10 protein-coding genes are annotated in these 14,518 nt (G+C 49.3%); all 10 read right to left on the reverse strand.

The window, feature by feature from the left end; all coding sequences use genetic code 11:
- Positions 1 to 143: 143 nt before the first annotated feature.
- The 10 genes from AB3N00_RS09955 to AB3N00_RS10000 all read right to left on the reverse strand — a co-directional run bounded on the left by AB3N00_RS09955 (position 144) and on the right by AB3N00_RS10000 (position 14,515).
- Complete coding sequence (locus tag AB3N00_RS09955) at positions 144 to 1,661, reverse strand: sulfatase (protein WP_413034374.1); 1,518 nt, start codon at positions 1,659 to 1,661, stop codon at positions 144 to 146.
- A 30-nt stretch (positions 1,662 to 1,691) separates the two neighbouring features.
- Positions 1,692 to 4,109, reverse strand: a complete 2,418-nt coding sequence (locus AB3N00_RS09960; RefSeq protein ID WP_413034375.1) for an AraC family transcriptional regulator — start codon at positions 4,107 to 4,109, stop codon at positions 1,692 to 1,694.
- Positions 4,110 to 4,152: 43 nt separating this feature from the next.
- Positions 4,153 to 5,025 carry a carbohydrate ABC transporter permease gene (locus AB3N00_RS09965; protein ID WP_413034376.1) on the reverse strand — a complete coding sequence of 291 codons (873 nt, stop codon included), beginning with the start codon at positions 5,023 to 5,025 and terminating at the stop codon, positions 4,153 to 4,155.
- Positions 5,026 to 5,078: 53 nt separating this feature from the next.
- Positions 5,079 to 6,050: an ABC transporter permease gene (locus AB3N00_RS09970; protein WP_413034377.1), complete on the reverse strand. Its 972-nt coding sequence runs from the start codon at positions 6,048 to 6,050 to the stop codon at positions 5,079 to 5,081.
- Positions 6,051 to 6,074: 24 nt separating this feature from the next.
- Positions 6,075 to 7,655 carry an extracellular solute-binding protein gene (locus tag AB3N00_RS09975; protein ID WP_413034378.1) on the reverse strand — a complete coding sequence of 527 codons (1,581 nt, stop codon included), beginning with the start codon at positions 7,653 to 7,655 and terminating at the stop codon, positions 6,075 to 6,077.
- Between the two features lie 362 nt (positions 7,656 to 8,017).
- The gene (locus AB3N00_RS09980) at positions 8,018 to 8,536 is read right to left on the reverse strand and encodes a GrpB family protein (RefSeq protein ID WP_413034379.1); all 519 of its coding nucleotides are present in this window, start codon (positions 8,534 to 8,536) and stop codon (positions 8,018 to 8,020) included.
- Between the two features lie 404 nt (positions 8,537 to 8,940).
- Complete coding sequence (locus AB3N00_RS09985) at positions 8,941 to 9,903, reverse strand: glycosyl hydrolase (protein WP_413034380.1); 963 nt, start codon at positions 9,901 to 9,903, stop codon at positions 8,941 to 8,943.
- Positions 9,904 to 9,994: 91 nt separating this feature from the next.
- Complete coding sequence (locus tag AB3N00_RS09990; protein ID WP_413035238.1) at positions 9,995 to 10,951, reverse strand: carbohydrate ABC transporter permease; 957 nt, start codon at positions 10,949 to 10,951, stop codon at positions 9,995 to 9,997.
- A gap of 82 nt (positions 10,952 to 11,033) precedes the next feature.
- Complete coding sequence (locus tag AB3N00_RS09995) at positions 11,034 to 11,933, reverse strand: carbohydrate ABC transporter permease (protein WP_413034381.1); 900 nt, start codon at positions 11,931 to 11,933, stop codon at positions 11,034 to 11,036.
- Positions 11,930 to 14,515: a DUF5696 domain-containing protein gene (locus AB3N00_RS10000; RefSeq protein WP_413034382.1), complete on the reverse strand. Its 2,586-nt coding sequence runs from the start codon at positions 14,513 to 14,515 to the stop codon at positions 11,930 to 11,932. The genes AB3N00_RS09995 and AB3N00_RS10000 overlap by 4 nt, the downstream gene beginning before the upstream one ends.
- Between the last annotated feature and the right edge of the window lie 3 nt (positions 14,516 to 14,518).

Raw genomic sequence — 14,518 nt, forward strand, 5'->3', positions numbered from 1 at the left:
TTCAGCAATAACCGCTTTGCCTCCGGCTGCCCGGTCAACATAGTGCGCATGTCCAGCATCTGGCATGCATGAACAATGAAATGTGCTCTGTTATGTCAACATTTCAGTTGGTATCATTAGTGGGTTTAGAACAACGATTGCTCTCACGTCTCTAATGGTTTGGTTCCTCCACGATCATAGAAAAAGGGTCCTTTTGCCCAGCTGACTGCTAGGTGCATCAGAAGCTCCGTCTTCAGCTGCTCCCTGATGGTTGCATGCTGCTGATCTTCATATAGATTCGTCCATTCATGCGGGTCAACAGTCAGATGATACAATTCGCCTTTCGTTTCATGTACTCTGGATGCAGACTCCGCAACAGAACCCTCAATGTACAGAATGAGCTTCCACTCCGTTGTCCGCCACATATAAGCTGGTGCAGAATGAGGCGCTGTTACACCTTTGCCATGAAATTCGCAAAAGGTTCCGCGGTGCCTGAGATCACCCAGCAAATCCACCCCCGGTAGCATCGGGTTCGCTGCAAGTCCTGCTGCACGTGTTAGCGTCGGTACCAGATCCACTAATTCCGCAGGCCTCAGATCAATCGTTCCTCGCTTGTCCGGCGGGATATGGGAACCAGCCAGTACGAGCGGTACCCTTACGCTGCTGTCATAGAGATTATATTTGGTGAAGCGATACTGTCGTTCTCCCAGCATCTCACCATGATCCGATACAAATACTATCAGCGCATGGTCCAGCCTTCCCTGTTTCTCCAACTTCTCCAGTGTCTGTCCAAAATAATGGTCCAGCCAGGAGCAATTCGCCCAGTACCTCAGCGTTGTTCTCCGTCGCTCCTCCGGACTGCGCTGCTCCCATACTCTCTTCTTATCCAGGTAAGACTCACGGCTGTTCACATTCAGATCATCCGAAGCGGCCAGATGCGTGTGAGTTTCATCTTCCCATGGCGGCTGGGGAATGTCCGGGATGTCTTCCAGCCTGTAGAGATCTTCGAACTCTTGAGGCACGTTGAATCCGGCATGCGGTTTCAGGAAGGAGAGATAAAAAAACAGCGGTCTCTTCGGATCCAGCCCACTATCCAAAAACTCCAGCGCCTGCTCGGCCACCCATCCATCCCGATGCTGGTTCATCGGAATTTGGCTTGTAAGCCCCGTGTAGCCGTTGACATTTTCCTCTCCGCCGCCAAAGTCCTTCGTCTCTTGATGATATGCTTCCAGCGCTTCAGGATGAGAGTCTCCCATCATTGTTGCACCCTGCTCATAATGACCGCTCTGACGGGAGAGACCAATCGACCTCACCTCAAACCCGCGCGTGGACGGCTCGTCTACACCTTCGTTATGATTCCAATGCGTTTTCCCAAATCCGGCTGTCTGATACCCCGCACGCATCATCAATGCCGGCAGTGGCTCGGATGGCAATTTGTCTTCCTCAAACAAACCGCCGTAATTCGTGCGAACCCCAAGCTGTGACGGGTAATATCCCATCATCATGGAACTCCGGCTTGGTGCACACATGGGGGATTGGCATACGGCTTCACGGAAGGTAATTCCCTCGGAAGCAAGCCTATCCAGGTTCGGCGTATAAATATGTTCGTTAAATGTACCAATACAGTCCCATCGCTGTTGATCCGTCATGAGAAAAATAATGTTTGGCTTGTCCTGTGACACGATGCATTCCACTCTCCTTTGACCGGAAAATTAGACGGAGCAGTTGCCCCGAGTATGCCCGCTCTTCTTACGAACGTCCTCCCGGTAACGACTGGGCGTTGTTCCCTCGCTTTTCTTGAACAAGCGGTTAAAATAACTGGGCTGATAGCCGACCTGCTCCGCAATTTCATTAATTTTGACGTCAGTGGATTCAAGCAGCTTCTTAGCCCGATTGAGTCTTACCTCTGTCAAATAATCCACAAAGTTTTGCCCGAATGCCTGTTTAAACGCCCGGCTTAACGTGTAAGAATGAATCCCGTGAAGGTCTGCCAGTTCATCCAGCGATAACGCTTCTGCGTATTGCTGTTCGGCATGCTCCTTCATCTGATGAACGGCCATCTGTATCTGCTTCTCTTCCTTGCCCGTGAATTCCTCTACACATATGTGCACGATTCGTCCCCTGAACCATAAGAACAACTCCTCCAGCTCATGCAGCTGCATAACCTCTTCATACACCGCCAAACCGAACAGTTTAACCGGGTCTTCGCCTAACTGCAAAAGCGCATGTTGGATCCGGGCGAGCAGTTGAAACAGTGCCTGCCTGGCATGATTCTCTGCTGACTCAGTACGGGCGTAGCTGCCAATGAACAATTGGAAATGCTCTATGGCTGCTTCCTGATCGCCGTTTCGTAATGCCGAGATAATGTCCTGTTCCAATTCAAGCGGATAAACTCCCTGTTCCTTCATATCCTGTTCTGCCTCTTCATTCATATCGATAATGGCTGCGCCTGAAGAAAACTGCCTTTGCCGCAAAACAGATCTCGACTCTCTGACCAGCTGTGGAATATGCGAGGCATCCGATGTGAGCTTGCTGATAACGATCATCATGCGCACATCCAATTCGGACTGCACTATCTCCAACCATCGCTGCCCCATCTCCATTAATTCCTCGCGGAATGCAAGAGTCTCTGGCTGGGCCTCTGGAGGAACGGCGAGCAGCAGAGCGATCGACATGTCGTGATAATTGAGCGTTTCTGCTCGGTAAGGGAACCCCTCCAGCTGTGTGTTCAAAATATCAGCTGCAGCTAAGCTGATCCATTCCTGTGATTCACTCCGATTGGCGTAGCCGCTCCCATGAAGGAGAGCAGCACCCGGCCGAATGTGGGCCAGCATGATTATGAACTGCTCATCATGCAGAGCCCATCCCAGTTGTGACAAACGTTCCCGCCATTCACGATCAGAGGGTAACAATAAGTGACCTAATGTCAGCTGAAGCAGCAGACTTTCCCTCGCGAGCGGGAGATGTTCCTCCAGTCGCTGCTGCAAGGATGCCCGTTCCCGATTCACACCAATCCAGTGCTGTTCAATATGCTTAATTTCATCAAGTTGCAGGGACGGGCTATGAGGCAGCGCAGAAGCTGCCGTTCCTCTTTGCCATGAAGGCCGAACAGGTTTTACAGCTTCTGCAGATTCTCCGTTTGCAGTAAACATTCGCAGCAATTTCGTGAACGGTTTGTAGAGCTGAAGCGAACCGATCCATGACAGGAGTAGAGCCAGTAATAGTCCACATCCGTTTACGAGCAGAACGATTCGGGGTACCGACACAATCGGAGCTACAATTTCATTTAACGGAGCGGCGGACACATAGGTCCAATCTGTACCCAATCTGCGAAAAGTACCAGATTGCACCGAATAGGTCATGCCCTCGTATTCCATCAGGAAGGAAGCAGGTTTTTCTTCAAGATTGAGCACATGATCACGGACTGCATTCTGTAATCCACCCAGCTCTTGGTCCTGTGGAAGCATGGGCTTCCCCTGCTCATCCAGCAAAAATGTCGTCCCGCCTTCATACGGAGACAAGGTCTGCAGCATGCTGCCAAGCTGCTTGTTATCCAGCGTAATGGTTAATGCACCCAGAGCATCGTCACTTCCACCCGGAAGCCGATTCACCATCATCATGGACGCGCCATCCATGGAACGAGACCAATAGGTGGCCCGCGGCTGTTCCGTTAACTTGTTATACTTTTCAATTTCATTAGGGTCATTCATAAAATCATAACGCTCTGAATCCATCTTCACTGCTCTTGGTTCTTCAAGATACAGTTGAACCTTGCCAATGAGTGTATTGGAATTCTGAATCATCAGCAGCAAACGGTAGAGCTCATGAACCTGCTTATACTTGTATACAAAATCGAGCTCTTTCAGGCGATTATCGAAGACCGGATCGAAAGCCCACTGGGAGAAAGTCAGTTCAAGCGTATCCAATTGTTCGCCAACCCATGCGGTGCGTTGTTCAAACTGTCGCAGATGGGTTTGCTGAAGGATATTTTCCATTTTGACGGTAACCCAGCCATACAGCAGGATCCCTGTAATGACTCCCGGAATGCAGGCGATCAACAGAATCATCATCAGGCTGCGCCTGAAATAACGCCCTTTGGGCAATTGGTCTCCTGTGCGCTTGAATAACATATGTCTGTACCTCCTTCCCGGGAATACCGGCCTGAATGCAGATTTATCCTTTGACTGAGGCGATCATGGCTCCTTTCGCAAAGTGCTTTTGTATAAATGGGTATACCACCAGCACAGGCAAAATGGCTACAATGATGGCTGCCATCTTCAACATCTCTGTCGGCGGTGTCTCCACCTGCTGTCCAGGTGCAACCAGGTCAATGTTCGACGCGTTCAGCAGCATGTTCTGCAGCAGTACCTGGATGGGCCACTTCGCAGAATCGTTCAGATATAACAATGCCGCGAAAAATTGGTTCCAGTACCCCACCGCGAAAAACAAACCAAATGCAGCAAGCGCAGGCATCGACAAAGGCAGCACAATGGTGTACCAGGTTCGGATTGCACTGCAACCGTCAATGGAAGCCGCCTCGCTGATCTCCGCAGGCAGACTGTCGAAGAAATTTTTCATGAGCAATACCGTCCAGCCATTGGCGAGCGCAGGCAGAATTAATGCCCAGATGTTATTAATCAGCCCCAGCTCCCGAACCAGCAGGTAATTCGGAATAATTCCCGGACTGAACAAAATGGTCAGTACAATCAGGAACATCAGTACTTTTCTGAAATAAAACCTCTTCTGGGACAGGGCATAGGCCAGGGAAGAGGATACAGCCAGGCTGCACACCGTACCTACGGTTGCCAGAAAAGCACTGTTCCCCAGTGAGCGTGCAAAAGCAGGCGTGGACAACAAATAGGTATATGCTTCGACAGACCATCGTTCCGGGAAGAGTACGATTTTCTTTTGCAAATATTCTCCGGGATCCGTGAACGAAACAACAAAAACATAATACAGCGGAAAAAACATGGCCACCGCCAGCAGCCCAAGCACGACAGCATTCAGAGACTGACCGATCCTCTCACTCCATTTCAAACGATGCATCCCAAAACCTCCTCCCACTAGTTCGTATGGACACGGACCGGAATCAGCAGGCACTAATAGACCCCTTCTTGACCCATGCGTTTCACCAAACGGTTTGCAGCCACTACGAGCACCAGCCCGACCACTGATTTAAACAGTCCAACCGCCGTACTATAGCTAAAATCACCCTGCTCGATCCCCGTACGGTATACATAAGTGTCAAATACTTCGGCTACTTCAGATACAGCGCCATTGTACATCAGGAAGATCTGCTCAAACCCAACCTCCATGATGTCCCCCAGTCTTAAAATAAGAAGCACGATGATGACACTGCGGATGGCAGGCAGCGTAATGTGCCAGATCTGGCGCAGCCGCCCTGCTCCATCCATTCGTGCTGCTTCATATAGTTGGGTGTCCACACTTGCCATGGCGGCCAGAAACACAATCGTTCCCCAGCCCGCTTCCTTCCACATCGCTTGCAAGGTGACCATGATCCAGAAACTGTCCGGGTTCGTCAGAATGTCCACCCTCGGCCAGCCCCATATGGCAAATAGCTCGTTGACCAGTCCTGTTCCCTTGGCAAACAGAAGGAGTGTCAGTCCTGCAATAATCACCCAGGAGAGGAAGTGCGGCATGTATATCACCGTCTGGATCAGTCTCTTGTACGTCACATTGCGCAGTTCATTGAGCCCCAGCGAGATCAGAATCGGAAAAGGAAAAAACAAGATCAAATTCAGCAGGCTGATGGCAAGGGTATTTCGAAACAGTAAGGCAAAGTCCGGGTTGGCAAAAAGGGTCGTAAAGTGCTGCAATCCAACCCATTCGCTTCCCTGAATCCCCCGAAAGGGGGAATAGTCCTGGAACGCAATGACAATGCCCCACATCGGGATATATTTGAAAACGAGAAAAAACAGGATGCCGGGCAGTGCAAGCAAATATAACGATCGATCGCGCCGCAGCGCAGAGAGCCATTTCGTCCTTCTGTTCCTTTTGGCTGAAGTCTGCTTTCCCTTGTGTGTGCTAAGGTGTTGCTCGGTTACGCTCATGGTTAGCAGCTCCTTCCCTCAGATTCACTGTCCGTTTCTTTTCTTGTAAGCCTCGGTCATCTCATCACTCATGGCCTGAACATTCGGATCATTGCGCAGGGACTCCACAAAGGTATCCCATGCTTCAATTGGCTCACGACCCAGAATAATTTTTGCCTTGAGATCCTGGATCTTCTTGTTCAGTTCAGGCAGAATCTTCTGTCCTGTTTCCGATTGAAGACCAGCGGATAGGTCGGCCACACTCGTTTTGTCCCGTTCGGCCTCCACTTTCTTGAACAGTTCATTCGCCTGTGTCTCCTCATCCGTTTCGCCTGTGGTATCCCAAGGCAGATCAATGACGTTAACGATATGATTGAAATCCGAGGCGTTGTCCGCCGTCAATTTCTCGGTACTCGCTACCTTTTTGCCATCGACCACTTCATAATGCGTGCCTTTAATTCCGAACTGCTGAATTTCAAACACTTCCGGATTCATCCAGGTATCGACGAGTTGGAGAATTCGTTTCATTTTCTCTTCCGGTACACTTGCAGGGATCGCCAGAATGCCGTTGTATCCCGACCCTTTTGGATTATAGCCATTCAGATTGGTCAGAGGATAAAAATCCGTATACTTAAAAGAAGGATCAACCTTCTTCAGATCATCGGCATAGATTTTGCGCATCGTGCCTGTCTTGTCCACAATAATGCCCGCCTGATTACGCTTGAACAGTTCTCTTGCCTGCGTCAGCTTGAGCGAAAGAAGATCCTCAGGCATCATGCCGCTGCTGTAGGCTTTCGTCAGATATTGAAGGGACTCTCTTACCTCGGGCAGCAGTTCCCTGTAGATCAGTTTGCCCTCTGTTTCATCCCACTTCCAACTGCTGTTGCTTCCGATAAAAGAACTTTCAATGGCACCCAGTACCGGTCCCAGATTGCCGCCCCAACCCAGATCATCCGGACTGACATAAGCGGCCAGTGCCGTGGTATCGGATTGTCCGTTTCCATCCGGGTCCTGTTCCACAAATGCCTTCATCACATCGAACAATTCATCTGTCGTCTCCGGCACCTGCAGGTTTAATTTGTCGAGCCAGTCCTTGCGGATAATGAAAAAGGAATCTCCCGTTACCGGACGAGGACGCGGTATGCCGTAATTGTTGCCGTCTGCGGCCTTGGTTGTTTCCCAGGCAATATCCGGAATGCCCTTGCTCAGGTTCGGATAGTCCTGGATGTAAGGCGTAATATCCCAGAATGCATCTTGCTTGACCATCTTGGTAAAGGTGCTTCCGAACGGATCATTAATCATGATCAAATCGGGAATATCCCCGGATGCAAGCGTCAGGTTCAGCTTGTCGCCATAAATATTGTTCGAGACCCACTGAATACTCATTTTGGAGTTGGTTGCTTTTTCAATCGCGCGTTTGATTACATTGTCATCAGCTGCTGGAACTGCACTTGGTGTAATCGTCATGATGCTAACTTCCAATGGATCATCAGCAGTGCCGCTGCTGCTTCCATTCGTCTGCGCTCCTTCTTTACTTCCGCATGCACTGAGCACGACAGACATGACCATGACAATGGATACGATCCAGGCCAGATTACGGGTGTTACGTTTCCCCACTTTTTGCATAGGTTTCCTCATCCTCCTTAGTCTCTTAAACCTATCGTATTAATCGGATTAACGATTAAAAAAGGAGCTTTGACAGGCTAATGAGGAAGAATCCTCCTGGTCCAATCAAAGCTTTCACCCACTATAACGAACACCTGTATTTCCTGCAATTGCACTTTTTTGCACTCGTTAAATCGGCTGTCAATCAGCCTTAAATACCCGTGTGTGGTTGGATAATACGTTCGTCCCACACCTGTACTTCAATATAACGCTCCGGGCCGAGATCGCCCATTCGGTTCCGGTGATAAAGGCGAACGCTTTGCTTCTCCAGATTGGTTCTGCCTCTCCGTTAACGTGTGTATGTATTTTATGATTTATATCGTCTATTCCTCATACAGCTTGACCCTTTGAATAATGGATTGAATAAACGGAGCCTTGGCAGCCGTGTATCCAACACGGTCATGCCTGAACTGCTGTTCCAGCTTCTTTTTCAATACATAATACGCTTGCCTAACTTCGGGGTCTCTCCTGAGAGCATTGCGAAACAGCAAATGTTCATTCCATTCCACACTCTTATACCTATATACATGAAGATGGTGAGTACCTGCTCTCCACTGCCCTTTACGAAAAAACAGGCGCTCCGTAAACTCCGGCTTGGGCACATATTCATAACCCAGTTCAGCCAAAGCTTTAATATGTAATGTTTGTACATCAGCTAAATCATGCACACCTGCCATCATATCGATTAATGGTTTCGCGCCCAGACCCGGCACGGATGTACTTCCGATGTGTTCGAAATCCACACAGATATCTGTCAGGACCCTCAAGATTTCTACGCGTTCTGCGTTATAATCCTCTACCCAACTTGGGTCATATTCGGATACAATCACTTCTTCTTTCATAATAGGTTTACGCCTTTCTATCCCTTACATTGTTTGTCTTAGTGTACATCATGTGAACTTTGATGGAAATAACTGTTGTAAATCAATTCGATATATCAAATCCGTTACCCTTGACGACACCTATGGTGGCAGTGAACCTTCGGCCATTCGAATTGGTGCAGCATACGGCGCATCCGGAACGATTTTAATCCATACAACCAATCACTCCTACGTTCTGTTCACTTCCAATGAGACCTTATTTCCGAAGATCAGTGCTCTGATATCCTACACAGCGAGTTAACCATTCATTCAGGCCTCATCCTATCGTACATAAAAACACTATAAAAAGCGCCAGCAACCGCATAATTTCTTATGCTTTGCTAACGCTTTTTTTGGGTGCATGATGTTCTGAACGGCTTGAACAGCTAATTCCAGCTCCACTTCGGTAATTCATCCAAGGTTACGACATAGTCGCTGTTGTACACTTCCTTCAAGAAATCCACTGTATTATGATTGCCACCCCTCAGGAATTCACCTGTCCAGGTACAGAACCAGCTCCAATGCACACCCTGTTCCTTCATCTGCTTGGGATCAGGAATGGAACCGTTCTCAGCTAATGCAATGATTTTACTGTCATTCACCAGTTCACGCAGATTCTCATAGCGTTCAGCAAGCGGGCTGTGATTCCCTGCCTCCGGGTATACATCAACACTCACGATGTCCACCACATCATCACCCGGATACCACTCTGGCTTTTCCGAGTTCCACACCCAGATGAGATTGCCCAGCTCATGCTTGTTGACTAATCGATCATACAGCAAACGATATAACTGTTTGGCAGGCTCGGGTCCTTTGGCTCCCCACCAAAACCAACCACCTTCGGCTTCATGAAGCGGCCGGAATAATACGGGCACACCAGCATCCTTCAGTTCTTGCAGATGCCCAGCGATCACATCGATATCACGGATCAACAGTTTATAGGCTTCGGAATCCGGGCTAGCCAGCGCGGAGGCGAGGTCAAAAGTGGTCGCATTCGTATAAAAGCCGCGCCACCATTCCTTGCCTGGTTCGTCAATCAGATCCTTCGGTGCATTCCAGTGCCAGCAGAGGGTCACGATTCCTCCTTGCTGGTGCCAAGCGATCGCATCCCTTATCTCTTGTGAACTGGCGCCGCGTTCAGCTCTTGAAGGAGAATATTCCATGAGATCAAAGCCAATCACAGCGGGCTTCCGGCCTGTGTTTTCATTAATCCAGTTCAGATTGCCGTAATCCTGCTGACCCGACAGAACCCCTTTCCCATAGTGCTCTGCCAAGTATTTCATCAGTTCTCTAGCCTCGGAAGTCGCATCTTGATTCACCAAAATACTGCTTATCTTTTGTTCCGTCATTGATAATCCCCCATTCCAAGGCATGGTACATAGTAACCCAAATATCAAAAGCACCCGAATTACACTTCCTATACGCCTACTCAAATCCCGCTTACCCAACAACACCGGAACGTTCAATACTCTCCACGAAATAACGCTGTACAAACAGATACAAAATAATCAGCGGCGCAATCGCCAGCAAAATGCCCGTATCCACAATCATGGCAACATAGTTCGGATCGGCCTTCATGCCGGAACTCGAACCAAAACCCATGAGTTGTGGAATCAATTGGTTCGCCTGAGCGGGTAAGGATGCCACCTTCAGCGAGATCAGAGGACTTTCGCTCATGAATAGCGCCGAATAGAACGTATCATTATACTGCCAGACAAAGGAGAACAGAATGACCGTGATCAGTGGTGAAATGGCGTTGGGCAGCATGATCCGGGCAAATGTCCGGAACCCGCCCGCACCATCAATCAGCGCAGCTTCTTCAATTTCCTTGGGCATGCCCTTGAAGAACTGACGGAAAATATAAATGAACAGCCCTGCCTTGAGCCCTCCTGCCGTCGCTGCGGTAATCATGGAAGGCCAGTACGTATTTAACAGGTTGATCCCTTCACGCCCCGTAAACAGATGAATGATGCCCAGAAAGTCAAAACTGCGAAAGTGCAGATACATCGGCACCATCAGGGTACTTGTCGGAACCAGAATGGTGAGGATAACCAGTACAAAGAGGATATTACTGCCTGGAAAAGTAAACCGGGCGAAGCCATATCCGGCAAGCGCACAGGACATCGCCGTTAAGAGCGTCGTGATCGTGACAAACAGCAAAGTGTTTGCCAGCAAAGGCAGGTAATCCATCACCTGTGCCGCAAGTTTGATATTATCCAGCGTAAAATGCCGGGGAATCATATAGATGGTCGGATTGTAGATGTCCTGTTTATCTTTGAACGCAACCGATATTTTAAGAAATAACGGGTACAAAATAATAAAAGAAATGCCAATGACCAGTGCATATCTGAAAATGGAATACAGGAGGTCCGATGTTTTGTTTCGCACCCGCTGCATGTGATAATTCTGCTTCGGAACCACCACCATGCGATCCGTTCCCGACACAGCCATGTCTGATGCCCTCCTTTGACGTTAACCGTCAGTTGTAATGTACCCGCCGTGACAGCACCCAGCCAACCACGAGCAATACGAGTCCAATGACCAGCGTATACAGCCAGGACATAGCCGAGCTCAGTCCGAAATTTTGGGTTTTAAATGCCGTCTGATAGATGGCCTCTGTGACCGGACTTCCCGCAAATGAATCAATAATGGTATAGATTACATTCGTCAATATCAACGGGCTGACCATGGGAAATGTAATCTTCCAGAATGATTCATAGGCTGTTGCCCCTTCGATTTTGGCTACTTCGTACATGGAACCCGGTACCGATTGCAGTGCTGCGAGAAAAATCAGAATCTGAACGCCCGAGCTGCTAATGATCTCGTAGATTCGCATGATCGCTTCGACAATGTAATCCACGTAGGCCATCGGCAAACCAACATTAGCCAGCATCCTGACGATGGAAACAACGTTGAACGAAGCTCCCCCATCGGCAGTCGACTCAACAGCACTGGCGTCCCCCATCAGGTTGATTAACCCGGCTGACTCGGCTGCTGCCACCGCACTGGAGGCCAGAATGACAGGCAGGAAGAAGATGGCTCGTGCCATGGTTCTGCCCTTGAATTTCTGGTTGAGCAGTGTTGCCGTAAACAGGCTGAAAAACAAAATCATGGGCACATTCAGCAGCATCGCACCCACCGAATCAATCAATATCCGGTTAAATGTAGCGTCAACCAGAAGTGCATCCTTGAAATTTTTCAAACCGACAAAGTCGAGAACGTACCCTCCCGGAGCAACCGACAGATTGCTGAAACTGAACCGGATCGATTGCAGCAGCGGCGTTGCAAAGAGGAAGATGAAACCAATCAGCCATGGCGAGATAAACGCAAGTCCAAGCAGCGCTCTCCGAGATTTCAACGATAAACGAAGGGTTCTCATCGGCTCACTCCTTCCACCGCGTAATCTGCACCGCCAACCGTAATTCCCCCTACGGTAACCGGCTCGTTCGTGTAATTCACGAGAATCGAACCGCCGCCGCTGTACGTGACCCGGACCACGCCGTCCTGAATCCGTTCATGTTCGGAGATCTGCTGGTTTCCCAGTCCTTTTAACACCTGATTCGCTTCCTTATACAAGGCAACCGCATCATCCATCCAGTCTCCATACGCTGTAGCATAAGCCGAATCATAATTCGTTAACTTCAGCCTGGATGACGGTTCATATGTCCACTGGAATTGCGGGGCTGCACCGAGTTCGAGACTTTGCAACAGCTTCTTACGCAAGTCCTGATCCCCGAAAGTATTCATTGGAGAAGCGGCATAGTTGATATATCCATGAATGACCATTTCGTAAAAAGGAACTTCCTCATCAGTAATGTTGAATCGACTGGAGCCTGATGGCACATCTACAATGTGCTGCCCATATCCCCACGCATAAGCGTTAGCCGATGATAACATCATGTTCGGATATTCCTGCTGCAGCTTGCCCAGCTGCTCCTTCACAATGTTCTTTGCGGTCTCTCGGTGGATTACACGGCTATCCCGATAATCAGAGGCCAGTACCTGCCCGAGATCACGAAGTGACAATCCGCTGAGTTCCAGTTTGCCTGTTTTCGCGGCAAACTCGCTCACCACATAAGGAAGCTTGGCAGCCGAAAGCAGATAGTAACTATCCTTGCTCTGGTCCATCCGGTTGAGTGCAGGACTGTAAGGATACAATTCCGCTGTCTCCTTGGTTACAAAACGTGCTGCATCAGAAGATGGCGCAAAGCGCCAGTCATCGTGATAGATCCGTTGAAATGCCACATCAGGAAATAACGCACCCCCGGACTGCTTCAACTGGGCAGACAGGTCCTGTAACTCGGAACGACTGCCCAATTCACTGTCCAGCTTCACCCGGGTTGGCATATGATGGTTAATACCACCGCCGAACCATCCCTGATATCGCATTTGCACGTGATTCACACCTTCCTGCTGTAACTTCGCGGCCATTTCGGCTGCCTGTTCGTATGTGGTCATGGCTAACGTGGTCCGATAGGGAACACCAAGAAACGAAGCTTTTTTGTCCACGGCACCAAGCACATCCACATAAAATGGCAGCTCCATCTGTTCTGTCAACGGTTTTAGTACATCCTGCTCTACCAACTGCTGCTGATACAAGCGGGCCATGCCAGAATAACTGGCATCTTCTCCATGAAGGAAATGGTAGCGGACCTGAAGATCTCCTCGATAAGGCTCTTCACTAAGCAGCTGAATCTCCTGCATTTTCTGCGAGGTGTACATCTCCAGTTCATCCTCGCCACGTAGAGAAAAGGTCGCATGAACATGATTGTAACTGTTCTGTCTGCCTCCAATATCCGCAGTAATGCTGGCCATGCCGTCCCCTTTTTCAATTACCGCAAACCAGGCATGCTCCCCGTTCTTCAAACCAAACACAGGCATATGTGCAGATTCACTGACCTGAGGGCGATTAAGCGAATTATCGTTGGGATCTGCTCCATATACGCGTTGCACATACTGTTCTTCCTTGATCTTTCCGTTGTTCAGGTGAATCAGGCTGCCTGAACCGTCAGGCACAAACATATAGCCCTCTCCCTCCGTATCCGCTGCCCCAAAGTAAGCAAGCAAGTCGATATTTCGAATACGGTATGGTCCACTTTCTTCCACTTGGTTTAGAGGTACGCTCACAATCAACGAGCCTTGATCCAGCCGGTATTCTACCGGAATGACGAAGCTTGGCTTATCCGATGCGGCACTGCCTTCCACCCCGTTCTCCTGATTGTCAAAAGCAAGATCATCAGCGGTATAACCCGCTGTCTCAAAGGCATCCAGCATCTTGTTCAGGACAAGCTGCTTCGAAATCTGTCCATCGAGCCTTTCCAGCACATCCGGATTGTTCTTGGTCGGATAGTAACGGGCAGACGTATATCTTGCGACTGTAGCATCCAGTTTCGAAAGAACCTTCTCCTCCAGACGCTGCTTGCTAATCAACTTGGGCAGTGCATCGATCCCGAGCGAGGTATCTCCCAGCGTATAAGTAATCCGAATTCCCTGATCCACATTGGCAGCAACAAATTGTTTGTTACTAATACTGGAGCTGAAGTTGGGGAAATTCTCCAACGTACCAATTGTATCCCGGTAGGACACATTCAGCTGGGAGGACAGAACTTCCTTTTCATAAGCGGATGCCAGACCATCTTGATGACGCTCTTTTGGATTGCTGTACCAGATCTCTCCGCTCTTCCCGTCACGTACTGCGATTTCCGTTGTCTCCTCGTTATAGTACAGTGCCAGTCCCTGATCTTCGGCAATCAGTTGCATACCAGGAACCCCCTGAGAAGAATCGGTAAGGAATTGCAGTGGCTCCGTTTCGGTTGGGACGGCCTCGGTTGTCACTTCAAGATAAGCCGTTGCTTCCACGGCAGGAACTCCCCTGTTGTTCATATACAGCAGTCCGGCTGCAATCAGGATCACAGCTGCACCACTGGCCAGCACCGTATATAATCGTTGCCTTTTGTTCACGGA

Source organism: Paenibacillus xylanilyticus (genome assembly GCF_047246825.1).
GTDB lineage: Bacteria > Bacillota > Bacilli > Paenibacillales > Paenibacillaceae > Paenibacillus > Paenibacillus xylanilyticus_B.